At 42.8% G+C, this 26,416-nt stretch carries 22 protein-coding genes and 2 tRNA genes; 1 reads left to right on the forward strand and 23 read right to left on the reverse strand.

Going from position 1 to position 26,416, the window contains the following annotated elements; all coding sequences use genetic code 11:
- Nucleotides 1–6: 6 nt before the first annotated feature.
- The 23 genes from INQ51_RS02300 to INQ51_RS02410 form a co-directional block, all read right to left on the reverse strand.
- Nucleotides 7–1,026 carry an electron transfer flavoprotein subunit alpha/FixB family protein gene (locus tag INQ51_RS02300; RefSeq protein WP_233376286.1) on the reverse strand — a complete coding sequence of 340 codons (1,020 nt, stop codon included), beginning with the start codon at nt 1,024–1,026 and terminating at the stop codon, nt 7–9.
- A gap of 24 nt (nt 1,027–1,050) precedes the next feature.
- Nucleotides 1,051–1,926: an electron transfer flavoprotein subunit beta/FixA family protein gene (locus INQ51_RS02305; RefSeq protein ID WP_119439778.1), complete on the reverse strand. Its 876-nt coding sequence runs from the start codon at nt 1,924–1,926 to the stop codon at nt 1,051–1,053.
- Between the two features lie 893 nt (nt 1,927–2,819).
- Nucleotides 2,820–3,626, reverse strand: a complete 807-nt coding sequence (locus INQ51_RS02310) for a hypothetical protein (protein ID WP_233376287.1) — start codon at nt 3,624–3,626, stop codon at nt 2,820–2,822.
- A gap of 236 nt (nt 3,627–3,862) precedes the next feature.
- On the reverse strand, nt 3,863–4,495 hold the full coding sequence (locus INQ51_RS02315; RefSeq protein ID WP_410796065.1) for an NAD(P)H-dependent oxidoreductase: 633 nt from the start codon (nt 4,493–4,495) through the stop codon (nt 3,863–3,865).
- Nucleotides 4,496–4,608: 113 nt separating this feature from the next.
- A complete protein-coding gene (locus tag INQ51_RS02320; protein ID WP_233376289.1) occupies nt 4,609–5,043 on the reverse strand; it encodes a MarR family winged helix-turn-helix transcriptional regulator in 435 nt (144 codons plus the stop codon).
- Between the two features lie 199 nt (nt 5,044–5,242).
- Nucleotides 5,243–5,569 carry a DUF3467 domain-containing protein gene (locus INQ51_RS02325; protein WP_119438668.1) on the reverse strand — a complete coding sequence of 109 codons (327 nt, stop codon included), beginning with the start codon at nt 5,567–5,569 and terminating at the stop codon, nt 5,243–5,245.
- Nucleotides 5,570–5,582: 13 nt separating this feature from the next.
- Complete coding sequence (gene rpoC / locus INQ51_RS02330) at nt 5,583–9,842, reverse strand: DNA-directed RNA polymerase subunit beta' (protein WP_233376290.1); 4,260 nt, start codon at nt 9,840–9,842, stop codon at nt 5,583–5,585.
- A 41-nt stretch (nt 9,843–9,883) separates the two neighbouring features.
- Nucleotides 9,884–13,693, reverse strand: coding sequence for a DNA-directed RNA polymerase subunit beta (gene rpoB / locus INQ51_RS02335; protein ID WP_233376291.1), 3,810 nt, complete (start codon nt 13,691–13,693; stop codon nt 9,884–9,886).
- Nucleotides 13,694–13,800: 107 nt separating this feature from the next.
- Complete coding sequence (rplL, locus tag INQ51_RS02340) at nt 13,801–14,178, reverse strand: 50S ribosomal protein L7/L12 (protein WP_233376292.1); 378 nt, start codon at nt 14,176–14,178, stop codon at nt 13,801–13,803.
- A gap of 32 nt (nt 14,179–14,210) precedes the next feature.
- Nucleotides 14,211–14,729 (reverse strand): 50S ribosomal protein L10, encoded by a 519-nt coding sequence (gene rplJ / locus INQ51_RS02345; protein ID WP_119438672.1) that lies wholly within the window; start codon nt 14,727–14,729, stop codon nt 14,211–14,213.
- 11 nt (nt 14,730–14,740) lie between these two features.
- A complete protein-coding gene (gene rplA / locus INQ51_RS02350) occupies nt 14,741–15,436 on the reverse strand; it encodes a 50S ribosomal protein L1 (protein ID WP_233376293.1) in 696 nt (231 codons plus the stop codon).
- A 21-nt stretch (nt 15,437–15,457) separates the two neighbouring features.
- Complete coding sequence (gene rplK / locus INQ51_RS02355; protein ID WP_233376294.1) at nt 15,458–15,895, reverse strand: 50S ribosomal protein L11; 438 nt, start codon at nt 15,893–15,895, stop codon at nt 15,458–15,460.
- A gap of 20 nt (nt 15,896–15,915) precedes the next feature.
- Entirely contained in the window at nt 15,916–16,464 is a 549-nt protein-coding gene (gene nusG, locus INQ51_RS02360) for a transcription termination/antitermination protein NusG (RefSeq protein ID WP_119438675.1), read from the reverse strand.
- 20 nt (nt 16,465–16,484) lie between these two features.
- Nucleotides 16,485–16,676 (reverse strand): preprotein translocase subunit SecE, encoded by a 192-nt coding sequence (gene secE / locus INQ51_RS02365; protein ID WP_119438676.1) that lies wholly within the window; start codon nt 16,674–16,676, stop codon nt 16,485–16,487.
- A 209-nt stretch (nt 16,677–16,885) separates the two neighbouring features.
- A complete protein-coding gene (gene tuf / locus INQ51_RS02370) occupies nt 16,886–18,073 on the reverse strand; it encodes an elongation factor Tu (protein WP_119438677.1) in 1,188 nt (395 codons plus the stop codon).
- Between the two features lie 39 nt (nt 18,074–18,112).
- Nucleotides 18,113–18,184: transfer RNA gene (locus INQ51_RS02375), tRNA-Thr, on the reverse strand.
- A gap of 67 nt (nt 18,185–18,251) precedes the next feature.
- Nucleotides 18,252–18,324: transfer RNA gene (locus tag INQ51_RS02380), tRNA-Gly, on the reverse strand.
- A 260-nt stretch (nt 18,325–18,584) separates the two neighbouring features.
- Nucleotides 18,585–18,887 carry a ribosome hibernation-promoting factor, HPF/YfiA family gene (gene hpf, locus INQ51_RS02385; protein ID WP_233376295.1) on the reverse strand — a complete coding sequence of 101 codons (303 nt, stop codon included), beginning with the start codon at nt 18,885–18,887 and terminating at the stop codon, nt 18,585–18,587.
- Between the two features lie 2 nt (nt 18,888–18,889).
- Nucleotides 18,890–19,789: a tyrosine-type recombinase/integrase gene (locus INQ51_RS02390; protein ID WP_233376296.1), complete on the reverse strand. Its 900-nt coding sequence runs from the start codon at nt 19,787–19,789 to the stop codon at nt 18,890–18,892.
- Nucleotides 19,790–19,827: 38 nt separating this feature from the next.
- The gene (gene rpsU, locus INQ51_RS02395) at nt 19,828–20,019 is read right to left on the reverse strand and encodes a 30S ribosomal protein S21 (protein ID WP_119438680.1); all 192 of its coding nucleotides are present in this window, start codon (nt 20,017–20,019) and stop codon (nt 19,828–19,830) included.
- Nucleotides 20,020–20,135: 116 nt separating this feature from the next.
- Complete coding sequence (locus tag INQ51_RS02400; protein ID WP_233376297.1) at nt 20,136–21,233, reverse strand: helix-hairpin-helix domain-containing protein; 1,098 nt, start codon at nt 21,231–21,233, stop codon at nt 20,136–20,138.
- Between the two features lie 115 nt (nt 21,234–21,348).
- Nucleotides 21,349–22,722, reverse strand: a complete 1,374-nt coding sequence (locus INQ51_RS02405; RefSeq protein WP_233376298.1) for a sodium-dependent transporter — start codon at nt 22,720–22,722, stop codon at nt 21,349–21,351.
- A 115-nt stretch (nt 22,723–22,837) separates the two neighbouring features.
- Nucleotides 22,838–25,177: a BamA/TamA family outer membrane protein gene (locus INQ51_RS02410; RefSeq protein ID WP_233376299.1), complete on the reverse strand. Its 2,340-nt coding sequence runs from the start codon at nt 25,175–25,177 to the stop codon at nt 22,838–22,840.
- 16 nt (nt 25,178–25,193) lie between these two features.
- Here INQ51_RS02410 and INQ51_RS02415 point away from each other — a divergent pair, with 16 nt between their 5' ends.
- A complete protein-coding gene (locus INQ51_RS02415) occupies nt 25,194–26,045 on the forward strand; it encodes a TrmH family RNA methyltransferase (RefSeq protein ID WP_233376300.1) in 852 nt (283 codons plus the stop codon).
- Nucleotides 26,046–26,416 lie beyond the last annotated feature (371 nt).

Consider the following 26,416-nt stretch of genomic DNA (forward strand, 5'->3'; position numbering starts at 1 on the left):
GGTGAATTACTTGGTGTTCTTTTTGTAATACTTGATCATTTTAGGAATCACCTCGGCCACATCTCCGTTAATCACATAATCGGCAATGGCGTTGATCGGAGCTTCCGGATCGGTATTGATCGCGATGATCTGCGCCGATTCTTCCATCCCCGCACGGTGCTGAATCTGCCCCGAAATTCCGCAGGCAATGTACAGTTTCGGACGAACAGTAACACCGGTTTGCCCGATCTGGCGTTCGTGAGCTGTATACCCGGCATCCACCGCAGCGCGCGAAGCACCGACTTCACCCCCCAGCACATCGGCCAGTTCATACAACAGGTTGAAATTCTCTTTCGAGCCCATTCCGTAACCACCGGCTACCACAATCGGCGCACCTTTGATATTCAACTTGCTTTTTTCAACATGACGTTCGATGATCTCGACCACAAAATCGGTGTCGCTTACATATTTTGCCATATCAAGTTTTACCTCTTTCCCTTTGTATTTCGGATCGCGAATTTCTTTTTTCATTACCCCCTCGCGAACGGTTGCCATCTGCGGGCGACAGTCGGGGTTGATAATGGTTGCAATGATGTTTCCGCCAAAAGCCGGACGGATCTGGTACAAGAGGTTCTCGTAATTCTTGTCTTGTTTTTTATCGAAATGATCGCCGATCACCAGGCTGGTGCAGTCGGCAGTCAACCCGCTGTGAAGAGCTGAAGAAACACGTGGTCCCAAATCGCGGCCAACCGATGATGCTCCCATCAGGGCAATCTGTGGCTGCTCTTCTTTAAACAGGTTCACCACAATCGAAGTGTGTGGCAGGGTCTGATAAGGGCTCAGCCGTTTGTCGTCGGCAATATAAAGGGTATCTACACCGTAAGGAATGATCTGTTTCCCGATTTCATCGAGTTGATGACCGATGGCAATCGCCTCCAGCTTACAGTTCAGTTCATCGGCTAACGACCTTCCTTTGGTCAGCAGTTCCTGACTTACTTCAGCAACATGGCCGTCTTCTATCTCGCAATATACAAATACGCTATTCATAGTATTCTGATTTTAAGGGGTCCGTTATCCAATTGTATGACTTTCGATCAGCTCGATCATCATTGTTTCAATCTCTTCATCCAGGGCCGAAATCACTTTCGAGTCTTTCGCGTGCAATACCACGTTCTCTACGGTTTTCACTTTTGTAGGAGAACCGGTCAATCCGAGCTGAGAAGGATCCGTTTCGATATCGTTCACTGTCCACTCCGGAATGTTGAGGTCCGGACGATCGTTGTACATATGCGTGTAATCTTCGTTCTCTTTCTGCAATTCGGTAACCGTTTTGGCGTGTTTGTATTGCATCAGTCGTTTGGCGTTACGGGCACGGCAGTCGGGAGCTGTTCCGTTCACTGTCATTACCAGCGGCAGCGGGCACCGCACTGTTTCCACACCGTTTTCGAGCCTGCGTTTTACGGTAATCTTCTTGTCTTTCAACTCAATTACTTCTTCCACATAAGTGATCTGAAGCATTCCGAGTTTTTCGGCTACCTGTGGTCCTACCTGTGCGGTGTCACCATCGATGGCCTGACGTCCTGCAATGATGATGTCGATGTTACCCATTTTCTTCAGGGCTTGTCCCAGCGCATAAGAAGTTGCCAGCGTATCAGAACCGGCAAACGCTCGGTCGGTAAGCAAAATACCACCGTCAGCACCTCTGAAAAGACCTTCACGAATGATATCGGCAGCCCTTCCGGGGCCCATGGTTAAGATCTTCACGGTGCTACCCGGAAATTTATCTTTGATGCGAAGGGCCTGTTCCAGGGCATTTAAGTCCTCCGGATTAAAAATTGCCGGCAAGACCGCCCTGTTGATCGTCCCGTCAGCTTTCATTGCATCTTTGCCCACATTCCTGGTATCAGGAACCTGCTTGGCCAAAACAATAATGTTGTAAGCTTTCATCTTATTAAAGTTGTTTATTTTTCCATTGTATAAGATGGAACTCGCATATTCTTTCATCACCCCAGGTGCCAAAACATAAGTTACATGCTCGTTTCATCTATAAAAATTTGTTTATTGTTGCTGAAGTTTGAATTCCACCCGGAAGGGTAGCAAATGAATCAGTATGCTGAGAAGGGTGTTGATCAGAATTTTTTGATACTCATTCATGCAGCCCAATTTAGGTTCGATTCTCTTATTTCCTTCACCTCGCGAACGAGGCAAAATCCCTTCAAATTCTTTCTTTTAAAGCATGAAGAGAGGCAAATATAAAGATTCAGCCCAAAGAAATCAAGATGAAGAAGCCTCGCCAAATGCAAACGGAAACACAAAAAAAGCGATTGCCGTTCAACAGGAAAAATGATTCGTTTTCGACACGCTCAAACTCTTGTGTGACAACGCTTCGGAATAATAAGCCAGATTATTCTAAAAATCAACAGCAGGAAAGAGGCACTTAATTTATAACAATTTTAAGTTAGCATTTGCCCAAAAACATCCGTTTTGATACGCGATTGAGAACAGACAGCTCCCAAAGTACATCTGCGCCAAAAGTTTTCCTGAAAGCAACGAAAGTGGTAAAAAAGTACCTGCACACGGGCAGGTTTTTCATCGTCAACAATCGCCCTTACGGGCAGAATGACATAGCTTCGAATTATGTTATCAAGAATTTGCTGTACTGAATAATTTAGTATATTCAACCCTTGGGTTTTCAAACCAAATCTAACCAAATTAAAATGATAAGTCGGTTTATAAGAGCCGGCTTTTCTTTTTACTAAAACCGATGAAATACAAGGGTTTTACATCTGTCTACAACTTTTCACTGATGCCATTTCAAAACAGGTAGGTGATTCTAAACGCTATAATTTCTGCAATACAATTACCTCTTCCTGGCCGTCTTTGCTCAGCGAGATTTCCAGTTTGGCCGCCGTTAATTTGGCGACTCCGTTAACACTCCCTCCGTTGGGATTCACCCAGCTTATTGTAAACACATCTTCCAGACCAGAAGGTGTAAGTGTTGCTATTCTTTGCTGCTTTTTATACCCCAGCACTTCACCATTTAAGATCAGTAGTTCCTTTTTACTGTTACCGGCATCTACCACATCCACCAAATAAGTACCGTTGTAGTAAGGACTTACCGGTTTATAATTTTCGTCCACTTCTCTTTCGGTCTGGGTCTGTGTAACCGCCGGCGCTTTTTCGGTTTTTACCATCGCGGTAACTTTAGGAGCTGTGTTCGCTTTCTGAGGCAGTCCGCTTATGGTTGTGTTGACAGGCAACTCAGTTAGGTCCTTTAATGCATCCACCACCGCTTCTCCAAACCCTTCGCGGTAGTCTTTTGAACGCCCGGTTCCCTCGTTCGACCATATTACTTTGCTCATACAGTCTTTTAATTCCACCTTTACTTTGTTTCGCAGCAAACTCGATGCTTTCACCAAGTCTACTGTTAAAGTCTCGCAATAATCTTCCGGCATCTGGTTGGTGGCAAAAACACCTTTAATGGATTGCTTGTCCAACTCGGCCTGCACAACAGAGCTAAGGCCGTATGGATTAAGATCATTACCGAAATCGTCAAAATGAGTTGGAATTAATACGTATTTATAAGGTTGCTGGGCATTTACCGAAATACCCATCAGCAAAATGGCAAAAAGAATCAGATACTTCATTGTTATTCGTTTTTAGCGAACCGGCAAAAGATACGCTTGTACAAATATACCCGCGTTTTTGATTTCCGGTAGATTGCACCAAGCTAACAATTTTTTGCCATCTGAAGAAGCATCTGCCAATGGTTCTTTTCCCTGAACCAGAAAAAAGTGGTGACAATGAGTAAGCGTGTTTCCCGGGTGTCCATAAAAAAAGGCCTCCACTATTGTGAAAGCCTTTATGTTGGTTTGACACGAAATTATGCGTATTCCAAAACGAATTCGTTCTTAGGATTTCTCACCTTCTTCATTCCTTCCAGCCAATCGCCTTCTGCGTCTCTGTAGCCGATAGGAAGCATGGTAACACTTTTAAGCCCCTTTTTTTTCAGCCCTAGTAATTCATCGAGCTCATCACTGCTAAAACCCTCCATCGGGGTACTGTCAATCTTTAACTCGGCCGCCTGTGTAATGGCCAAACTAAATCCGATGTAAGCTTGCCGGGCGGTATGATTAAAGTTCTCCTCCGCCGTTTGGGGCAGGTATAAATCCTTTAGTTTGCTTGTATAAGCATCAAAGCGTCCCCGCGGTAAGTCGCGCTGGTCAGTGGTGTAATTATAAATCTGGTCGATTCTTTCTTCGGTATACCGGTCCCATGCTGCGAACACCAGGATATGCGAACAATCGGCCACGATTTGCTGTCCCCAGGCTATCGGCACAATCTTGTCTTTTAACTCCTGGTTAGAAATAACAATCACCCTGAACTGCTGCAAACCCGAAGAAGTTGGTGCCAAACGAGCAGCTTCCACAATTTTTGCCACATCTTCCTGTGATACTTTTTTGGTAGGGTCGTACTTTTTTGTGGCGTAACGCCAATTTAAATTTTCCAATAACATTTTCTGTCTCCTCAATTATTAGTATATCCAAACATCGTCAAATAAGATTAGGAAAATAAGTTTATTGATTTGCTACCTCGCAAGTTTCAGAAAAGCGGTATCTGCTTTTTCGGTTAAGGCAGGTTTTTAGTCTTGTTCAAGATCTTGGTAACAATTCGTTTCAGATCTTCGAGGTCTTCGCTTGTTAAACCGATATCGTTCACCACTTTCTCCGGAACCAGCACAGCTTTGCTTTTCAACGAGCTGGCTTTTTCGGTGAGTGTAATTTCAACTACCCGCTCGTCAGAACGTCTCCTGCACCGGTGAATTAATTCTTTCGCCTCCAGCCTTTTTAACAGTGGTGTAAGTGTTCCGCTATCCAGATTCAGTTTCTCTCCTATCTGGTTGACGGTTTGCACTTCGTTCTCCCACAATACCATTAAAACCAGATACTGCGGATAGGTAATATCCAACTCATCCAAAAAAGGACGGTACCTGTTAATGATTTCCCTTGATAATGAATATATCGGAAAACAAACCTGACTCTTTAACTGTAACTTTTCCTCCATAAGCGAGCACAAATATAGCCCACAATTATATTGCGCACAATTTTATTTTCCAAAATACAAATAATGAATCAACATTTAACATTCGGAGAACAAAACAAGGTGGTAGCGCTAGTTTGCAGGAGGCGATCATTCTACAACAGGTACAAAATAAAAGAGGAACCATTTCTGATTCCTCTTTCTATTTAGTGTAAGCTTTTTGTTACGCTTGTGCAGTAGGACCACCAAAATTCATTGGCGGCATCATGGGGTCAGATCCCGGTTTTACGTTCTTTATTGGCCCGTGCATGGCTTCATATTTTGCAATATTATCCTGAAGTGCCAATAACAAACGCTTTGCGTGTTCCGGTGTAAGAATTACTCTCGACTTGACATTCGCTTTTGGAATACCGGGCATAATCCGGACAAAATCCACCACAAACTCTGAACTGGAGTGCGTAATAACCGCCAGGTTCGAATAAGTCCCCTGAGCTACTTCCTCACTCAATTCAATATTGATCTGCTGTGACTTTTGTTTGTTGTCTTCCATATCTGCTTAACTTTTATGAATGTCTTCCGTCAACCAACCTGTCGTATTCTTCTTTCGAACCTACTACCAGGTTTTTGTATTCTTTCAGACCGGTTCCGGCCGGAATCAGGTGACCGCAAATTACGTTCTCTTTCAATCCGTCGAGGTAGTCTACCTTACCGTTGATCGCTGCTTCGTTCAGTACTTTGGTAGTTTCCTGGAACGATGCTGCTGACAACCAGCTGCGTGTTTGAAGTGCAGCCCTGGTGATACCTTGCAGAACCTGACTCGATGTGGCAGGAATTGCTTCCCTGGCTTCCACCAGTTTCTTATCCTTCCTACGAAGCTGAGAGTTTTCGTCTCTCAAACGACGGGCAGAAATAATCTGGCCAGCTTTCATTCCCTCTGCATCTCCCGGATCAACTACAACTTTTTTGCTGTAGATCCAGTCGTTTTCTGAAGAGAATTCGTTCTTGTCAACCACTTGTTTTTCAAGGAAACGGGTATCTCCCGGGTCAACGATCTCTACTTTACGCATCATCTGACGGATGATCACCTCAAAGTGTTTATCGTTAATTTTTACACCCTGCATGCGGTAAACGTCCTGTACCTCGTTCAGAATATACTCCTGAACAGCGGTCGGGCCTTTGATAGCCAGAATATCTGAAGGAGTGGTAGCACCGTCAGAAAGTGAGATACCTGCGCGGATATAGTCGTTTTCCTGTACCAGAATCTGTTTTGACAGTGGTACGAGGTATTTCTTCACATCACCGTTTTTAGCGGTAACAATAATCTCACGGTTACCTCTTTTGATTTTACCCAGTGAAACTTCACCATCCACCTCGGAAACAACTGCCGGGTTAGAGGGGTTACGTGCTTCGAACAATTCGGTAACACGCGGAAGACCCCCGGTGATATCGCCTGCTTTACCAGCAGCACGAGGAATTTTCACCAAGATAGTACCTGCTTTTACCTTCTGACCTGGAGTTACTGAAATGTGACCACCTACCGGAAGGTTATAAGAACGAATCATTTCGCCCGCGTCGTCCATAATTTTCAGAGACGGGTTCTTCGTTTTATCCTTCGTTTCAATGATTACTCTTTCGCTATAACCAGTCTGCTCATCCGACTCTTCACGGAATGTAATACCGTCAATCAGGTTATCAAATTCAACTTTACCTTCAAACTCTGTGATGATAACACCGTTGAACGGGTCCCATTCACAAATCAGGGTACCTTTGCGGATTTCCTGACCGTTTTTCACGTAAAGTTTTGCACCGTAAGGTATCGGGTGTGTCGACAACGGAATGTTGGTATTCTTGTCGATGATTTTGAGTTCAGCCAAACGACTAACCACAATATCCATCTCCTTACCATCTTCCGACTTGTGTTGTACTGCACGAAGTTCTTCGATTTCACAGTAACCATCGTATTTCGATTCGATAGTTGACTGAGCCGAAATGTTACCAGCAATACCCCCTACGTGGAAGGTACGCAGTGTAAGCTGTGTTCCAGGCTCACCGATCGACTGCGCAGCAATTACGCCGACAGCCTCCCCTTTCTGAACTTTAAGCCCGGTTGCAAGGTTACGGCCATAACATTTGGCACAAACACCTACTTTGGACTCACAAGTCAGTACCGAACGAATCTCAACGGTTTCAATCGGAGAATCTTCAATTACTTTTGCGATATCATCTGTAATTTCATCACCTGATTTAATGATCAGTTTACCATTTAACGGGTGATAAATATCGTGAACAGTTGTTCTACCAATGATTCTTTCGAAAAGAGAAGCAACTACTTCTTCGTTGCTCTTCACATCGGCAGCTACCAAACCACGCAGTGTTCCACAGTCGTCTTCCGAGATGATAACATCTTGTGCAACGTCTACCAAACGACGGGTCAGGTAACCAGCGTCCGCTGTTTTAAGGGCGGTATCCGCCAAACCTTTACGGGCACCGTGGGTAGAGATAAAGTACTCAAGTACCGAAAGTCCCTCTTTAAAGTTCGCAAGAATCGGGTTTTCGATAATCTGAGAACCGGTAGAACCTGATTTTTGTGGTTTTGCCATCAATCCCCTCATTCCGCATAACTGGCGAATCTGTTCTTTCGAACCACGAGCCCCCGAGTCAAGCATCATGTAAATAGAGTTGAACCCCTGACGGTCGGTACTTAAAGTTTTCATTACCGACTGTGTCAGTTTGGCGTTCGCATGTGTCCAAATATCAATAACCTGGTTGTAACGTTCGTTATTGGTAATGAAACCCATGTTATAGTTACTGATCACTTCTTCTACTTCCTCGTAACCTTCGCTAACAATTCCTTCCTTATCTTCAGGAATGATAACGTCGCCCAGGTTGAACGACAAACCGCCACGGTAAGCCATTGTGTACCCAAGGTGTTTGATATCATCAAGGAATTTAACGGTAACCGCATTACCACTTGTGTTGAACACATCGGTAATAATGGTTCTCAGCGATTTTTTGGTCAGAAGCTGGTTTACGTAACCGGCCTCGCGAGGAACAACTTCGTTGAAAATAACACGACCAACAGTGGTTTCGAGAATGTGTTTAAAGAACTCACCGTTCTCATCCACATCTTCTACTTTTACTTTGATGATTGCGTGCAAGTCGATGGATTTCTCGTTGTAGGCGATCATTACTTCTTCCGGAGAATAGAATGTCATACCTTCACCTCTTCCACCTTTACGCGGTTTGGTCATGTAGTAAAGACCTAATACCATGTCCTGAGAAGGAACCTGGATAGGCGCACCGTTCGCCGGGTTCAACAAGTTGTGTGATGCAAGCATCAACAACTGAGCTTCCAGAATGGCAGCATTTCCCAGGGGAAGGTGAACAGCCATCTGGTCGCCGTCGAAGTCGGCGTTGAAACCGGTACATACCAAGGGGTGCAACTGAATCGCTTTACCTTCGATCAAAACCGGCTGGAAAGCCTGAATTGACAAACGGTGCAGCGTGGGCGCCCTGTTCAGCATAACCGGGTGTCCTTTCAATACGTTTTCAAGGATTTCCCAAACAACCGGGTCTTTACGGTCAACTATTTTTTTCGCTGATTTTACTGTTTTTACAATACCTCTTTCGATCAACTTACGAATTACGAATGGTTTGTAAAGTTCCGCAGCCATGTCTTTCGGAAGACCACATTCGTGGATCTGTAGTTTAGGACCAACAACGATTACCGAACGTGCTGAATAGTCAACACGTTTACCTAAAAGGTTTTGGCGGAAACGTCCCTGTTTTCCTTTCAAACTGTCCGAAAGCGATTTAAGCGCACGGTTATTTTCAGTTTTAACAGCGTTTACTTTTCTTGAGTTGTCGAACAAGGAGTCAACTGCTTCCTGCAACATACGTTTTTCGTTACGTAAGATTACTTCAGGAGCTTTGATCTCGATCAATCGCTTCAAACGGTTGTTACGAATGATCACACGACGATACAAGTCATTTAAGTCGGATGTAGCAAAACGACCACCATCCAGCGGCACCAACGGACGCAAATCCGGAGGAATTACCGGAACCACGCGAACGATCATCCATTCGGGACGGTTCAGGTTTTTGCTGGCACGGAAAGCTTCTACTACCTGCAATCTTTTCAGCGCTTCGTTTTTACGCTGTTGAGATGTTTCAGTATTGGCTTTGTGTCTCAGGTCGTACGACAGTTCATCCAGTTCAAGCTTTGCCAAAATATCGTAAAGAGCTTCTGCTCCCATTTTTGCAATAAACTTGTTTGGATCATCATCGTCCAGGAACTGGTTTTCTTTTGGCAGCGTATCCAGAATATCCAGGTACTCTTCCTCGGTAAGAAAATCAAGATCCTTTACGCCATCCTGTCTCTTAATACCTGAATTGATCACAACATAACGTTCGTAGTAAATGATCGAATCCAGTTTTTTAGTTGGCAAACCCAGCAGGTAACCAATTTTGTTTGGCAACGAGCGGAAATACCAAATATGTGCTACAGGCACCACCAGCGAGATGTGTCCCATTCTTTCGCGGCGAACTTTTTTCTCTGTTACTTCCACACCACAGCGGTCGCAAACGATCCCTTTGTAACGGATACGCTTGTACTTTCCGCAATGGCATTCGTAGTCTTTAACAGGTCCGAAGATACGCTCACAGAATAAACCGTCTCTTTCAGGCTTGTAGGTTCTGTAGTTAATGGTTTCCGGTTTCAAAACCTCGCCGTATGATCTCTCCAGAATTTCTTCCGGTGAAGCCAAACTGATCGAAACTTTTGAGAAACTCGTTTTTGCTTTATTATCTTTTCTGAATGCCATAATTCAAATTAAATTCAATTAAACTGAACCTTTAAAATATCCTACTCCATGCGAACGCTTAGTCCAAGACCACGCAATTCGTGTAGCAGTACGTTCAACGACTCCGGAATACCAGGCTGCGGCATCGGTTCACCTTTTACAATGGTTTCGTATGCTTTTGCCCTACCCATTACGTCGTCCGACTTAACGGTCAGAATTTCCTGAAGGATATGAGAAGCACCAAAAGCTTCAAGCGCCCAAACCTCCATCTCACCAAAACGTTGACCACCAAACTGAGCTTTACCACCCAATGGTTGCTGTGTAATAAGTGAGTAAGGACCGATTGAACGTGCGTGCATTTTGTCTTCTACCATGTGGCCCAGTTTCAACATGTAGATAACCCCTACGGTTGCAGGCTGGTCAAAAGGTTCACCGGTTTCACCGTTGATCAAACGTGTTTCGCCAAATCTTGGGATACCAGCTTTGTCAGTATATTCTGTAACTTCCTCTAAACTGGCACCATCAAAAATAGGAGTGGCAAATTTCAGCCCCAGCTCTTTTCCGGCCCATCCAAGAACCGTTTCGTAAATCTGTCCAAGGTTCATCCTCGAAGGTACACCCAGCGGGTTCAAAACAATGTCAACCGGTGTACCGTCTTTTAGGAACGGCATATCTTCCCGACGAACAACGCGCGATACAATACCTTTGTTACCGTGGCGACCTGCCATTTTATCCCCAATCTGAAGCTTACGTTTCTTAGCAACGTAAATCTTCGCCAACTGAATGATACCGGCGGGTAGTTCATCTCCAATAGTAACATTGTATCTTTCGCGACGAGAAACCGCTTCGGCTTCTTTGCTCTTCATGATGAAGTTGTTGATCACACGGAAAATCAGATCGTTTTTATCTTTGTCCGTTGTCCATTTTGCAGGATTAACGTTCATATAATCGATCTCCTGAAGTTGTTTCAGAGTGAATTTCACTCCTTTGGCAACTACTTCAGTTCCGTAATAATCTTTAACACCTTGCGATGTTTTTCCGCTTACCAAAGTGAAGAGTTTGTCTTCAAGTTTTGCTCTTAAAGCTGCAATGTCACGATCCAGTTTTTCATCGATCTGATCAAGCAGCGTTTTGGTAGCCTTACCTTTTTTGTCTTTGGTAACGCGCGAGAACAATTTTTTATCGATCACAACACCTGTTAATGAAGGAGAAGCTTTCAATGAAGCATCTTTCACATCACCGGCTTTGTCACCAAAAATCGCCCGTAACAGTTTTTCTTCCGGAGAAGGATCAGATTCACCTTTTGGGGTAATTTTTCCGATCAGGATATCTCCCGGTTTTACGTTGGCACCGATACGGATCAAACCATTCTCATCAAGGTTGCGTGTTGCTTCCTCACTAACGTTTGGAATATCGGAAGTAAATTCTTCCACACCACGCTTGGTATCGCGAACTTCGAGGCTGTATTCGTCTACGTGAACCGAAGTGAAAACATCTTCACGAACGATTCTTTCCGAAATCACGATCGCATCCTCGTAGTTATATCCCTGCCATGGCATAAATGCCACCATCAGGTTCCTTCCCAATGCCAGTTCTCCGTTTTCAGTTGCGTAACCTTCCGTCAGAATCTGACCCTGCTTAATGCGCTGGCCTTTTTCAACGATTGGTTTCAGGTCAACTGTGGTTCCCTGGTTGGTTTTGGTATATTTCATTAAATTATAGGTTACCACTTCAGGATCGAAGCTTACAAAGCGATCGTCTTCTGAAACGTCGTAACGCACTATAATTTGCTTAGCATCTACAAATTCGATAACACCGTCGGCTTCGGCTTTCACCATTATGTTTGAATCGGCGGCAGCTCTTCCTTCCAGACCGGTACCAACGATCGGCGCTTCTGGACGAAGCAGCGGTACGGCCTGACGCATCATGTTCGATCCCATCAATGCACGGTTGGCATCGTCGTGTTCAAGGAAAGAGATCAGTGATGCTGCCACAGAAGCAATCTGGTTAGGACCTACGTCCATCAATTCTACCTCTTGCTTTTCAACAACCGGGTAGTCACCATCCAAACGTGCTTTTACACGCTCATTAACAAAGTATCCTTCTTCGTCGATCGGCGCGTTTGCCTGTGCAATGATTTTTCCTTCTTCTTCTTCGGCTGTTAAATAAACAGCACCTTCAGGAGAAAGGTCTACTTTACCGTTTTCAACTTTACGGTACGGAGTAGAAATAAAACCAAGGTCGTTGATTTTGGCGAACACACACAAAGAAGAAATCAAACCGATGTTCGGACCTTCCGGTGTTTCAATCGGACACAAACGTCCGTAGTGAGTGTAGTGAACGTCACGAACCTCAAAACCGGCTCTTTCACGCGAAAGACCACCAGGTCCCAGTGCCGACATACGACGTTTGTGCGTCATCTCGGCCAGCGGGTTCGTTTGGTCCATGAACTGCGACAGTGCGTTGGTTCCAAAGAATGAGTTGATAACCGACGAAAGTGTTTTTGAGTTGATCAGGTCGATCGGAGTAAACACCTCATTATCGCGTACGTTCATACGTTCGCGAATGGTACGGGCCATACGAGCCAAACCTACACCAAACTGGTTGAACATTTGCTCGCCTACGGTACGTACCCTACGGTTACTAAGGTGGTCGATATCGTCAACATCGGTCTTAGAGTTCACCAACTGAATGAGGTTCTTGATAATCTCAATGATATCCTCTTTGGTTAACACTCTGTTTTCCATGTCAACATCCAGACCTAACTTTTTATTGATCCGGTAACGACCAACTTCTCCCAAATCATAACGTTTGTCAGAGAAGAACAACTTATCAATTACGTCGCGGGCAGTCGCTTCATCCGGCGGTTCTGCGTTACGTAACTGACGGTAAATGTGCAACACTGCTTCTTTTTCAGAGTTACACGGGTCTTTCTGAAGGGTATTGTAAATAATGGCAAAATCCTGCTGATTCTGATCTTCTTTGTGCAGAAGAATGGTTTTCACCCCAGAATCCAGGATTTCTTCAATGTGGTCTTCTTCGATCTCTGTTTCACGATCGATAATAACCTCATTACGTTCAATTGATACCACTTCACCTGTATCTTCATCAACGAAATCTTCAACCCACGATTTCAACACACGGGCGGCCAGTTTGCGACCCACTAATTTCTTTAAACCTGTTTTGGAAACTTTAATCTCATCGGCCAGATCAAATATTTCAAGAATATCTTTATCGCTTTCAAAACCGATGGCACGTAAAAGAGTGGTAACAGGTAATTTCTTTTTCCTGTCAATGTAGGCAAACATCACACTGTTGATGTCGGTGGCAAATTCGATCCACGAGCCCTTAAACGGAATAATACGTGCTGAATAAAGTTTGGTACCGTTGGCATGCATGCTCTGTCCGAAGAATACTCCGGGAGAACGGTGTAGCTGAGAAACGATAACCCTTTCTGCTCCGTTTATGATGAAAGTACCTTTTTCGGTCATATACGGGACAGTACCAAGGTAAACGTCCTGCACTACCGTATCAAAATCTTCATGTTCCGGATCGGTACAGTAAAGTTTTAACTTTGCCTTTAATGGTACACTAAAAGTTAGACCACGTTCGATACATTCTTCGATGCTGTATCGAGGAGGATCTACCTGATAGTCCAGAAACTCAAGAACAAAGTTGTTCCTGGTATCTGAAATGGGGAAGTTTTCTTCAAAAACTTTGAACAAACCTTCATCCTTCCGGTGATCGGGAGTGGTTCTTAACTGAAAAAAATCTTTAAATGATTTAACTTGTACTTCTAAGAAGTCAGGGTAATCAAACCTGGTTTGTGTTGAGGAAAAATTAATCCTCTCTTGTGTTGTATTTACTGTCATGTATTTATACAGGTTAATGATATAAAATATAAATACACAAAAAGGTTTAGAACCCAACTTGCGTAGGATTCTAAACCATATTACCTATGAAAATAGGTAGCAATGCGTTATTTCAATTCTACTTCAGCTCCGGCTTCTTCCAACTGAGCTTTCAGCGCTTCAGCTTCTTCCTTTGAAACTTTTTCTTTCAAAGCTTTTGGAGCACTGTCAACTACTTCTTTTGCTTCTTTTAAGCCAAGACCTGTTAATTCTTTAACGAGTTTAACAACTGCAAGTTTAGAGGCACCTGCTGATTTCAGAATCACGTCAAACTCAGTCTGTTCAGCAGCAGCTTCTTCGCCACCGCCAGCGGCTGGGCCTGCAACTGCAACTGCAGCAGCAGCTGGTTCAATACCATATTCATCTTTAAGGATGCCAGCTAATTCGTTAACCTCTTTAACAGTCAAGTTTACCAACTCTTCTGCAAGCTGTTTTAAATCTGCCATTTTTATTACTTTTTAAATTATTTCGTAAAAAATTATTTTTTCTCTTTCAGTGTCTCAAGAACACCATGAATAATAGTACCACCTGATTGCAGCTGACCAACAACTGTTTTGATCGGTGATTGTAAAAGGGCCACAACGTCTGCGATAAGCTCGTTTTTAGATTTAACTGAAACAAGCGCGTCGAGTTGTTCTGCTCCCATGTAAACTGATTCTTCAACAAATGCAGCCTTTAAAACAGGCTTCTTTTTCGTTTTGCTGAATTCTTTGATCAGTTTTGCAGGAACGTTACCTGTTGAGGTAAACATTACCGTTGTATTCCCTTTAAGTGCATCGAAAATCTCTTCAGCATTCTTTGACGAATTCTCAAGAGCTTTACGTAAAAGAGTATTCTTAACAACAACCAGTTTTACATCTTGTTTAAAACATAGTCTCCTTAAATCACTGGTATCGGCAGCATTTAATCCACTAGTGTCTGTCAGATAAAAATGGTCGTATGAATCTATCTGTTCTTGTAAATTATTGATAATAACTTGTTTCTCTGAACTCTTCATAATTCCTATTTTTATTCTGCAAACGACTTAGATTCTACCTGAATACCAGGGCTCATGGTACTGGATAAATAGATACTCTTAATGTAGGTTCCTTTTGCAGCTGTTGGCTTCAGTTTGTTGATCGTGTTGATAAACTCAACGGCATTTTCCTTGATCTTTTCGGGAGTAAATGATACTTTACCGATAGATGTGTGAACAATACCAAATTTATCCACTTTAAAATCAATCTTACCTTGCTTAACTTCCGATATTGCTTTACCAACTTCCATGGTTACGGTTCCACTTTTTGGGTTTGGCATCAAACCACGTGGTCCAAGGATACGCCCCAGCGCACCTACTTTTCCCATAACCGGAGGCATAGTGATGATTACATCAATATCTGTCCAGCCACCTTTAATCTTCTCAACGAAATCGTCGAGACCTACATAGTCAGCTCCGGCATCTTTAGCTTCCTGTTCTTTGTCAGGAGTAACCAATGCCAAAACACGTACCTCTTTTCCGGTTCCATGGGGTAACGAAACTACGCCTCTAACCATCTGGTTAGCTTTTCTTGGATCAACTCCCAAGCGTACATCAATGTCAACAGAAGCATCGAACTTAGTAAAAGTAACTTCTTTTACCAGTTGTGCCGCTTCGTCAATTGAGTAAACTTTTCCTTTCTCAAGTTTTTCCAAAGAAGCTTTTTTATTTTTCGTAATTCTGCCCATCGTAAAAGATATTTTTAGTTATTAGAATGGTGAAGTACCTTTTACGGTAATTCCCATACTTCTGGCAGTTCCAGCTACCATTCTCATTGCTGATTCCACTGTAAAGCAGTTCAGGTCCGACATTTTGCCTTCGGCAATTTGTTTTACCTGATCCCAGTTCACTGAACCCACTTTTTTCACGTGAGGTTCTGATGAACCGCTTTTTACTTTAGCAGCTTCCAACAGCTGAATAGCTACCGGAGGTTGTTTAATTATGAAGTCAAACGACTTGTCTGCATAAACAGTAATGATCACCGGAAGCACTTTCCCTGGTTGGTCCTGTGTTCTTCCGTTGAACTGCTTGCAGAACTGCATAATGTTTACCCCCTTGGCTCCTAATGCTGGTCCTACCGGTGGTGAAGGGTTAGCAGCACCACCTTTGATTTGTAATTTAATTAATGCAGCAACTTCTTTCGCCATAACAATAAATTAAAGCGTTACTATTCCTTTTCGACTTGCATAAAGCTAAGTTCCAAAGGAGTTTTACGACCAAAAATCTTCACCATCACTTGCAGCTTCTTCTTCTCTTCATTGATTTCCTCAATGGTTCCGTTAAAGCCGTTGAATGGTCCATCGATAACTTTCACAGTTTCTCCTACCACATATGGGATATTGATTTCTTCGTCGGTTTCAGCTAATTCATCCACACGACCTAAAATCCTGTTTACCTCGCTTTGCCGCATCGGTACCGGATCTCCACCCTTGGTGTCGCCTAAAAATCCGATTACGTTTGGAAAATTCCTTAGTGTGTGTGCAACTTCACCCACTAAAGCGGCTTCGATTAAAACATATCCCGGAAAAAAGTTTCGCTCCTTACTGATTTTCTTACCATTTCGGATTTGATAGACTTTTTCCGTAGGAATGAGAACCTGATCAACAAAACCTTTTAGATCTCCGTTTGCGATTTCGTTTTCGATATATTCCTTTACCTTCTTCTCCTTGCCTCCAATCGCACGCAGAACATACCATTTTTTACTATTTTCGCTCATCTCGACTTAAAGGTTTTGAATTAATAAAATAATCCATAAATAAAACTCATTATGTTTCTGAATGACAGATCCATAAAGAAGATAACTAATGATATAATAAAGGAAGCAATCATTACTACCAGTGCGCTACTTTGTAGCTCTTTCCAAGTAGGCCATGTTACTTTGTGTACGAGTTCGTCGTACGCCTCTTGCAAGTAAATTTTTAATTTCATGTGATAACTTTATTATCTACGCAACAAATGAAACCTGCGTAATCTTCTCTTTCCTTAAGAGAAAAACTTATGCATGCTTCATTCTAAAGGTTCTTTGTTTTAGTACGAAAGGTAAGCTTCGAACTTACTGTTTACAACCACTCCCTTCTGAGATTCTTTCGTGAGTAGTCCCGGGCCGAAACCCGGGACTAATATCTTATTGAAATGTATTATTCAACAATTTCAGTTACCTGACCAGCACCTACAGTACGTCCACCTTCGCGGATTGCGAAACGAAGACCAATGTTCAGAGCCACTGGGTAGATCAATTCTACTTCGATTGATACGTTATCACCAGGCATAACCATTTCGCGGCCAGCTTCCAGATGAATTTCACCAGTTACGTCTAAAGTACGCAGGTAGAACTGAGGACGGTATTTGTTGTGGAATGGAGTGTGACGTCCACCTTCTTCTTTTTTCAATACGTAAACCTCAGCTTTGAATCTTTTATGAGGAGTGATTGAACCTGGTTTTGCCAAGATCTGTCCACGTTTGATTTCTTTTTTGTCAACACCACGCAACAACAAACCTACGTTGTCACCAGCTTGTCCATCATCCAAAATCTTACGGAACATTTCCACCCCTGTACATACAGTCTTACGACCTTCTGCACCCAAACCAATCAACTGCAGTTCATCCCCAGTGTGAACAACACCAGTTTCGATACGACCTGTTGCTACAGTACCACGACCAGTGATCGAGAATACGTCTTCAACCGGCATCAAGAATGGTTTGTCAATATCACGTGGAGGCAGCGGAATCCAAGTATCACAAGCTTCCATCAATTCCAATACTTTTTCTTCCCATTCTGGTTCACCATTCAATGCACCAAGTGCAGAACCTTTGATTACTGGAGTATTATCGCCGTCGAATTCATAGAAATCGAGCAATTCACGGATTTCCATTTCAACAAGCTCCAATAATTCTTCGTCATCAACCATATCCACTTTATTCATGAATACGACCAATTTAGGTACGTTTACCTGACGAGCAAGAAGAATGTGCTCACGAGTTTGTGGCATCGGACCGTCAGTTGCAGCAACTACAATAATAGCACCGTCCATCTGAGCAGCACCAGTTACCATGTTCTTAACGTAGTCGGCGTGACCAGGACAGTCAACGTGTGCATAGTGACGAGTAGCTGTTTGATACTCTACGTGTGCGGTGTTGATAGTAATACCCCTTTCTTTTTCTTCCGGAGCATTGTCAATTTGGTCAAATGCCTTAACTTCTGACCATCCTTTTTTAGCTAATACCATAGTAATAGCTGCAGTCAGGGTAGTCTTACCATGGTCAACGTGGCCAATAGTACCAATGTTAACATGGTCCTTATCCCTTACAAACGTTTGTTTAGCCATAATTGCAAAATTTTAATTTATTTATCTTTAATTCATCTGAGCCGAAGACGAGAATTGAACTCGTGACCTCATCCTTACCAAGGATGCGCTCTACCCCTGAGCTACTCCGGCCTTATACACAAGAAGAGATGGGAATCAAGAGCAGTTTTTTTTACTCTAAATTCCGATCCCTAAATTGAGCGGGAAACGGGACTCAAACCCGCGACCCTTAGCTTGGAAGGCTAATGCTCTATCAACTGAGCTATTCCCGCTTATACTTTCCACGCAAAAAATGCGGTGCAAAATTACAACTTTTTTCCAAACTACCGAACAAAAAATTCACTATGTGATAAAATCAATGAATTTTTCTTGTACTTCGGTCAAAATCAAGCAAAACCATCAAACTAAATCTTGCCTTAATTTCCTCGAAAGCCCAATATATTCAGCTGTTGTAAGAACGCCCCTTAAAAGGGTTTGCAAATGTAAAAATTATATTTTAAAAACCTAAAACTTGATCGTCAAATTTTAAATTTTATTTGTTTTTAAGCTTCTCTTTGTATTTATCGATTTGCTTTTTGAGTGCATCTGCCGCCAGATCAATAGCTTCCTCAAAAGAGTCAGCCTGTTTCTTCGCGAATAAATTGTCTTGTGCAGGAATTGAAAGCTCTAACTCAGCAACCTTATTATTTGCTGTTTCAGGCTTAATAACTTTTAAAGTTACCTCAGCCTTGATAATGCCATCAAAAAAAGTATCCAGTTTCCCTACCTTTTTATTTACGAAATCCACCAATTTCTGATCGGCATTAAAATGTACTGAATTAATTTTTACTTCCATAATTAATCGTTTTTATCACCACGAGGGTGGGCTTGTTTATAACTATCGCGCAGCTTCTCGAAGGTTGTATGTGTATATACCTGGGTCGCTGCTAAATTTGAATGTCCTAACAACTCTTTTACCGCATTTAAATCGGCACCTCTGTTCAATAAATGTGAGGCATAAGTATGGCGCAAAACATGGGGACTTCTCTTTTCCAGCGAGGTTACCTTTCCCAAACTACTCTTTACCAATCGGTAAACAAGTTTTTCGTAAACCTGCCCCCCCTTATCTGTCACCAGTAAATACTCGGTCTTATGCCCAAACTCTTTGTCTCGTGCTCCAATATAATCATTTAATAGCTCGTTTATCTCTCGCGGATAAGGAATCACTCTTTCTTTTTGCCTTTTTCCCAAAACCCGGATCAAATATTCCTTTGAGTCGATGTCCCGGTCACGCAATCCGATCAGTTCTGACAACCTCATTCCTGTTCCGTAAAACAACGAGAGTATCAATTTATCCCTAACGCCAGAAAAAGTACTGTCAAAAACCAACCCGTCATCCAGTAGATGATTCAAACTGTTTTCATCTACAAATGCGGGGAGTTTCTTCCTCACTTTTGGTAAAGTAAGATTTACCGCCGGATTGGAAGCAACAATCTCTTCGCACATTAAATAATTATAAAAAGACTTCACCGAAGTTACTTTTCGATGAATACTTCTTGGAGTCAATCCTTGCTCCATAAGCTCGAGCAGCCAACTTCTCACCGAACCGGAAACAACCTCTTTAACATGAAATTCCCCGATCACTTTTGTGTAAAAATCCACAAACTGATCGAGGTCATTTTTATATGCCACTACCGTATGAGGAGAGTACCTCTTCTCATACTTCAAATAGTTGATAAACGATTCCTGATAACTCATCGGCCATCTCTACAAAAAACCAGGAACCACTAAACTAGTTAGTCTTCCTGTTGCTGCAAACCTTGTACGTAAGCTGCTTTCTTCAACTCTTCCCTTCTTTTTACTGAAGGTTTGGTAAATTTCTGACGTTCGCGTAATTCCTTGATTACACCTGTCTTTTCGAATTTTCTTTTGAACCTTTTTAAGGCTCTTTCAATATTTTCGCCCTCTTTTACCGGAATAATAATCATATCTATCGGTTTTTACTTTTTTAAATTGAGGCGCAAATTTAGAAATTATTCATACTATATCAAATTTAAAGTAAAAAAATAATAATTCCTATCTGCTAAATTCAGTTTTAGGATTTTTAACGACAGGTAAGATACGGTCTGACGCGCTCAAATGTAACGTCATCAAAGCTCTGTAATGCTGCAACTTCTGCAATACTTTTGAACGCCCCCAGCTTTTTTTTTCTATCCAAGATCTGAGCTACCTGCTCCTTCGACAAATACGGATGATGCAACAACTCGGCAAACTCCAAGAAATTGATCCTCATTTTCCGGATCTCAAGAGTGTCCACGTAAACATAGTCTTCCAGCCCGTAAAAAGTATCCTCCGGGAAGTTATAAACCTCCAGCAGTTGTTTTGGGGAATAGTAACCTCCCAGCAATTCACGGTAACGAATGATTCTTTTTGCATAGGCAGGTCCAATTCCAGGCAATTTTGTCAGCAAAGCAGAGTCAGCACTATTTAATTCAACCATTGGAATCTCATCAAAAGATGGAACCATCACTTCCTTTATCGAATCAAGCTTTATATATGGTTTTACTTTGACGAACAGAACAGAGTCCACTCCGTAAATTTTGAGAATGTCATCTGCTTTTCGAAATACGCCACCGCTTAAACGGTAATTTACCAGGTTGCTTGCCTGATAATTAGTAAAGCCCATCGCCTTCAACTCTTCTTCTGCAACTGTATTCGGATCGAAGTAATCCAGAGCTTCTACTTTGGGCTTATCTATTCTCGAAGTTGAAGATCTTGGCTTCTCTAAAGGAATTACCAGGTACTTCACCACCACCTCATAAATAGAATCTGTCATTCCATATATTTTACGGAAATCACTGGCCGTTTTAAACCTCCCTCCTGCTCTCCGATACGATATTATATTTCTTTTTACCGGTTCCGGAATGTCCAGTGAATCAAGTTGAGGGCCTGAAATACTATTGGGATTAAATGAGAAAAGCCTCCTTGATTCATTGTCCGGGATCTCCATTTCAGCTTCCCACTCTTCCATTAGTTTCTTTATCTCAGAAAAATCGGTTCCCTCTTTTGGCGGCAAGTAATCTACCAGGCCGTTTATGAGCACAGAAACCAAAAGAAGACCCGCCAATATAAGTATACTATTTCGATCCGACCTTAAATAGGCAAGGTATTGACGTTTTATGCGTTGTAGAAACTTCTTCATTGTGTTCGGAAATAGAGATGAAGATTAGCACGTTACAAGTTATTAAAAATGAACGAGTAAAGCAACGCATAAACAAAGCCGGGTTTACCGGCTTTCATAAATTCAAATATCGTTTCTAGGTTATTCCCTTTATAAAAAGTGCAGCAACGGCTATTATCCCTATGGCCACCGGAGCAATGTACCGGATGATAAAAAAGACAACTTTATAAAGCGATGATTTCAACTCGCCCTGGTTGCTTATCTCGTCCATGAAGTTGATTTTGCCCAATTTCCAGCCGACAAATATTACAATTAACAAGGCTCCAAAAGTTAACATGATGTTGGCCGAAGCAAAATCAAGCAATCCAAATATTGTTTTTCCGAAAATGAGGAAATCACTCAATACGCCAAACGACAATGTTGCCAACACTCCCAAAATACTAATGGAAACAGAGGCAATTAATGTAGCCTTTCCTCTCGATAATCTTAATTCTTCCTTCAAATAGGCAACCACAACTTCCAGCACCGAGATGGTGGAAGTGAGAGCAGCCACACACAACAGGAAAAAGAAAATAACAGCAAACACCACACCTCCCGGCATCGCTTTAAATACATTGGGTAGCACTTCAAAAACCAAACCCGGGCCGGGAGACATCTGGTCAACCGATCCAACAGAAAAGGCAAAAATGGCCGGAATTACCATCAGACTTGCCAGGATGGCGATGAAGGTATCAGTAAAAGCAACCTGAGAGGCTGTCTTCAAAAGGTGATTGTCTTTTTGAATATAGGAACCGTAAGTTATGAGCGTTCCCATGCCGATGCTCAACGAGAAAGCCGCTTGTCCCAGGGCCATCAAAACCGTCTTAAAATTAACGACCGACCAATCGGGGATAAACAAATAACGAATCCCCTCGCTGGCGCCGGGTAAAGTAACCGAACGCACCACAACCAGCGCAATCAGAATAACCAATACCGGCATAAGTATTTTGGTGAACTTCTCGATACCCTTTTTGATTCCGCCATACACCACCAAACCCGTGATTACCATAATCACCAATTGCCAGATAACAGGACGCGCCGAACTTGAGCTAAAATTGGCAAAATTCGACACCATATCATCGGTATGCAACAGCTTTCCACTGGCTGCCTGAACCAGGTATTCCAAAGTCCAGCCGGCCACCGCGCTGTAAAACGAAAGAATGGCAAAAGCGGTTATAATGCCAAGCGAACCTACGAGGTACCAGGGAGTTTTAGGAGCAAGCTTCTTAAACGAGCCAAAGGCATTGAGCTGGGCACGCCGCCCGATGGTGAACTCTGACAGCATTACCGGAATTCCAATAAGAATGATAAACCCAATGTAAAGCATCAAAAAAGCCCCCCCTCCGTTTTGAGTCGTTACAAGCGGGAACCTCCAGATATTCCCCAAGCCGACAGCTGACCCCGCAGCTGCGGCAATAACACCAAATTTAGAGCTAAAAGAGTCTCTGTTTCCGGAAGGAAGATTTGCCATAAAATTTCAGTTAAATGTTTTATACTCAGATATGCTTACAGTTTTTTATACTTTGCGCTCCAAAAATGCAAAAAAATAATTCTATCCGGTATAAAACCTGGCAAAAAAGGGGAAATTAAAAAGGATAACCGATCGCAAAGTTCAGGTTAAAATCGTCTCCGGTGAGTTTCCGGTTGCCAATGATCCATCTTTTGCCAGCCTCGGCAGACGGGTCCCGCAACTTCATCCCCAAATCGAACCGAAGGATAAAATAATTCAGGTTGAAGCGAAAACCAGTACCTGTACCAACTGCAATCTGTTTATAAAACTCATTTATATGAAAGCGAACTCCTTCCCTGTTGTAATATTTGTTGATGGCCCAAATGTTTCCGGCATCCATAAAGAGCGCCCCTTCCATTTTCCCAATCAGGTTGTAACGATATTCCAGATTGGCTTCGATCTTTAAATCGGACGACTGGTTGGGGTAAAAGCCATCGGGTGCTTTATAATTACCAGGCCCCAGCGACCTCACCTGCCAGGCACGTATGCCGTTGGCACCTCCGGCAAAATACTGCTTCTCGAAGGGCAGCAATCCTGAATTCCCGTAAGGGAAGCCAATCCCGAAAAAAGCGCGCCCCACAATGCTGTTATACGGGTCGATTTCAATGGCTCTCCGAACCTCAATATCTGCCTTCAGGTATTGAGCAAACGGGGTTCCCAAATACCGGTAGTACTCGACAAGGCTGTTTTCGTAGTTTGGATCCTGGTATTTGCTCCGCCCGGTGATTTCAGACAAAGCCCACAGTGAGTTTCCGGCCGATTCAACATTCAAACGCGCGTAAGTGTAATTGCTTTTTACGCCTAAACGCTGATTGTTGTATACCAGCGAGTAGTTGGTCGCAAAAATAAAGTGATCGGTAAAACTGCTTTTGATGTACAAATCCTGAATGGAGTCAATAAAAGCCTGATCAAATTCAAATAAATGGACAAAGTTAACGTCCATCAAGTTCCACAAGTGGCTGAAGTTTTGGGATGTTTTCCAGTCGTAACCAAATTTAAGGTTGGTAATGGTGCGTGTGTATTCCGGTCTTCGCTGGTAGTTAAAGCCCATGTTTAAAACCGTTTTCGGAAGGTTCTTTTCAAAACTTCGGATAAACTTCCCCGGCCCCAGCAACTTGGGAATATTCAAACTGTTCTCGATACCAAATTCGCGTGTATTAAACGACTCCGAGCCATTGTCGACCTGCCGCTGCATTCGCTCAACAGCACCTTTCAATCGAATTTGAAAAACCTCGGCCCCCCGAAACAAATTCCGGTGCTGGTAATAAATGTTTCCTGCCACCCCGAGGTTTCCCGAGGTATTGGTTCCTTCCAGATCGAGTGATATCGATTGCTTATTTAGCGGCGACAAACGCACATAACAGTCCAGCATGTCGGAATAGGGAGCATTGGGAGTCTCTTCAAACTGAATATCAACATACCTGAACTGTCTCAGGCGGTTCAGCGCGTTAAACGTATTTTCTACATCGGTAGCGTTGTATAAATCGCCACTTTGCATTTGCGTGGTCCGTCGAAAAAGATTGGCCGGATAGTAAATCGAAGGCGCTAAAAACAACCTGGCATTGTCCCACTCAAGGGTATCTGCAAATACATTGGCAGCTTTGCCCTGAGGAAGATTAGGCGCCGTTCCCGGAATAATGGAATAATAGAAATTATTGAAATAATAAGGCCTGAGTATTTTTGTAGAATCAACCTGCGAATTTCTCGTTTCGCCGATGTACAAATCCAGCGCTACACGTTTTTCAAGTTGCGTGGTGTCCGCTTTGTACCTCACCTGGTTTTTGGAAAAATAAAAATAGCCCTTGTCACGGTATAACTTTACGATCCGCTCCTGCTGTTTCTGCAAATCATAAATATCAAACGGAACCCCTCTCTTAAATTGAAGGCTCATGGAATCTTTCTTGAAAATCTCCTCCAGTTTTGGCGTGGCAAAATGATAACGGACATCGTTTATCGTGTACCTTTCGCCCGTTTCAATGTTGAATGTCAGCTTCGCCTTCTTCTTTTTATCTTTTAATTCCAGTCCGCTTCTAATATCTGCGCGGTAATATCCTTTGTTATCCAGGTATTGCTTTAACTGTTCCTTCGATCGGTCTGTCATCACCTCGTCATACAGTTGCGGGGCTTCCCCAATTCGCTTCAGCCAGTCGTCAGTTTTCTTTTTCGACGACATATTGTACAATATCAGGTAAAACTTTACAAACCCAAGTATCTTGTAATTTTCTTTTTGGCGGATAAATGATTTGGCTTCGTCCTTGTTTATCTCAGGATTATCCACTTCCAGTTCCACTTTATTCAAAAGATACTTATCCTCGGGAACAAATCTCGTGGTTGAACAGGAAGCAAGGATCAACGCGGCCAACACAACAACAAAAACCTTCCCAATCCTTTCGGTGATATAACGGTATAAAATCAAATTCAAATTTCTTTTAATGCACAAAAATAAAGAAGACTTTTTAACAGAAACAGTAACTTTACTCCAAATAATATACGAAGGTGATTTTTTCTCGATGATAAGTAAATCAAAAATCAAACAACTTTCTTCGCTTGCGATAAAAAAATACAGAAACAGTGCAGGTTTATTCCTGGTTGAAGGTGATAAAATGGTACTGGAACTGGCAAAATCGCACATTGGTATTGCTGAACTCATTATTACCAGCGAACTTGAGCAGGCGGTTCACGAGCATGGCCTGCAGCCCGAAACAATTACTATTGCCAGTAAAGATGAGCTGAAAAAGGTAAGCCAGTTAAAAACGCCTCAAAACAGTTTGGCGGTTTGCCGCATACCCGAACAGAAACCGCTTCCGGAAACTTTGTCTGACGACCTGACGCTTTACCTGGATGGCATCCAGGATCCGGGAAACATGGGAACAATTATTCGAATCTGTGATTGGTTTGGCATCCGGAATATTTTCTGTTCCGCAGAAACAGTCGATCCGTTTAACCCGAAGGTTATCCAGGCCAGCATGGGATCGTTTGCCAGGGTAAGCGTTACCGAGTGTGATTTTATGCAGTTCAGAACTATCGCCCAAAACTCCGGGGCAACCATTTACGGTACTTTTATGGAAGGCTCGAATGTGTACACCGGGAACTTATCCAAAAAATCGGTGCTGGTGATGGGAAATGAAGGGAACGGGATCAGCGATGCCATTAAGAACGCAGTTGATCAGAAAATCAGTATTCCGAATTTCTCAGAAAATGAGCACAAAGCCGAATCACTCAATGTTTCGGTGGCAACGGCCATCCTTTGTTCCGAGTTTAAAAGGAGTGCTGGCAGAGTTTAGAGTTCAGGGTTCAGAGTTCAAAGTTTAGAGTGAGTAAAGAATCGAGCATCCAGAATCCAGAATCCAGAGTCGAGAATCGAGTATCCAGAATCCAGAATCCAGAACACCCTTCCGTCATTCAAACACAATGCTAAAATGCATAAGTGCTTTCATGCGGGAATAAGCTGCAAGTTGTGAGCTACAAGCTTCAAGTTTGTCAGGTATTCATTTCCCAACTGAATACTGAATACTGAGACTGTAAACTGCGACTACAGCACCCCCTCCGTCATTCCGGTGTCAAAGCCGCCTGAATTCCTCGTCCCCCTGAATGGGAACAAACAAGCTGCCCGTTTTTGGAAACCATGGGTACACCGGAAGAAGTAAGCATTCAT

Source organism: Maribellus sp. CM-23 (genome assembly GCF_021354595.1).
In the GTDB taxonomy this organism is placed as follows: Bacteria; Bacteroidota; Bacteroidia; order Bacteroidales; family Prolixibacteraceae; genus Draconibacterium.

Excerpts from the sequence above, each read along its gene's own strand:
- tuf (WP_119438677.1), bottom strand. The coding sequence starts at position 18,073 with ATGGCTAAACAAACGTTTGTAAGGGATAAGGACCATGTTAACATTGGT.
- rplJ (WP_119438672.1), bottom strand. The coding sequence starts at position 14,729 with ATGAAGAGTTCAGAGAAACAAGTTATTATCAATAATTTACAAGAACAG.
- rpoB (WP_233376291.1), bottom strand. The coding sequence starts at position 13,693 with ATGACAGTAAATACAACACAAGAGAGGATTAATTTTTCCTCAACACAA.
- rpsU (WP_119438680.1), bottom strand. The coding sequence starts at position 20,019 with ATGATTATTATTCCGGTAAAAGAGGGCGAAAATATTGAAAGAGCCTTA.
- secE (WP_119438676.1), bottom strand. The coding sequence starts at position 16,676 with ATGAAATTAAAAATTTACTTGCAAGAGGCGTACGACGAACTCGTACAC.
- rplL (WP_233376292.1), bottom strand. The coding sequence starts at position 14,178 with ATGGCAGATTTAAAACAGCTTGCAGAAGAGTTGGTAAACTTGACTGTT.
- INQ51_RS02405 (WP_233376298.1), bottom strand. The coding sequence starts at position 22,722 with ATGGCAAATCTTCCTTCCGGAAACAGAGACTCTTTTAGCTCTAAATTT.
- INQ51_RS02320 (WP_233376289.1), bottom strand. The coding sequence starts at position 5,043 with ATGGAGGAAAAGTTACAGTTAAAGAGTCAGGTTTGTTTTCCGATATAT.
- INQ51_RS02300 (WP_233376286.1), bottom strand. The coding sequence starts at position 1,026 with ATGAATAGCGTATTTGTATATTGCGAGATAGAAGACGGCCATGTTGCT.
- INQ51_RS02315 (WP_410796065.1), bottom strand. The coding sequence starts at position 4,495 with ATGTTATTGGAAAATTTAAATTGGCGTTACGCCACAAAAAAGTACGAC.
- rpoC (WP_233376290.1), bottom strand. The coding sequence starts at position 9,842 with ATGGCATTCAGAAAAGATAATAAAGCAAAAACGAGTTTCTCAAAAGTT.
- rplK (WP_233376294.1), bottom strand. The coding sequence starts at position 15,895 with ATGGCGAAAGAAGTTGCTGCATTAATTAAATTACAAATCAAAGGTGGT.
- INQ51_RS02400 (WP_233376297.1), bottom strand. The coding sequence starts at position 21,233 with ATGAAGAAGTTTCTACAACGCATAAAACGTCAATACCTTGCCTATTTA.
- INQ51_RS02390 (WP_233376296.1), bottom strand. The coding sequence starts at position 19,789 with ATGAGTTATCAGGAATCGTTTATCAACTATTTGAAGTATGAGAAGAGG.
- INQ51_RS02305 (WP_119439778.1), bottom strand. The coding sequence starts at position 1,926 with ATGAAAGCTTACAACATTATTGTTTTGGCCAAGCAGGTTCCTGATACC.
- INQ51_RS02310 (WP_233376287.1), bottom strand. The coding sequence starts at position 3,626 with ATGAAGTATCTGATTCTTTTTGCCATTTTGCTGATGGGTATTTCGGTA.
- INQ51_RS02415 (WP_233376300.1), top strand. The coding sequence starts at position 25,194 with ATGCACAAAAATAAAGAAGACTTTTTAACAGAAACAGTAACTTTACTC.
- nusG (WP_119438675.1), bottom strand. The coding sequence starts at position 16,464 with ATGAGCGAAAATAGTAAAAAATGGTATGTTCTGCGTGCGATTGGAGGC.
- rplA (WP_233376293.1), bottom strand. The coding sequence starts at position 15,436 with ATGGGCAGAATTACGAAAAATAAAAAAGCTTCTTTGGAAAAACTTGAG.
- INQ51_RS02325 (WP_119438668.1), bottom strand. The coding sequence starts at position 5,569 with ATGGAAGACAACAAACAAAAGTCACAGCAGATCAATATTGAATTGAGT.
- hpf (WP_233376295.1), bottom strand. The coding sequence starts at position 18,887 with ATGGAAGTAAAAATTAATTCAGTACATTTTAATGCCGATCAGAAATTG.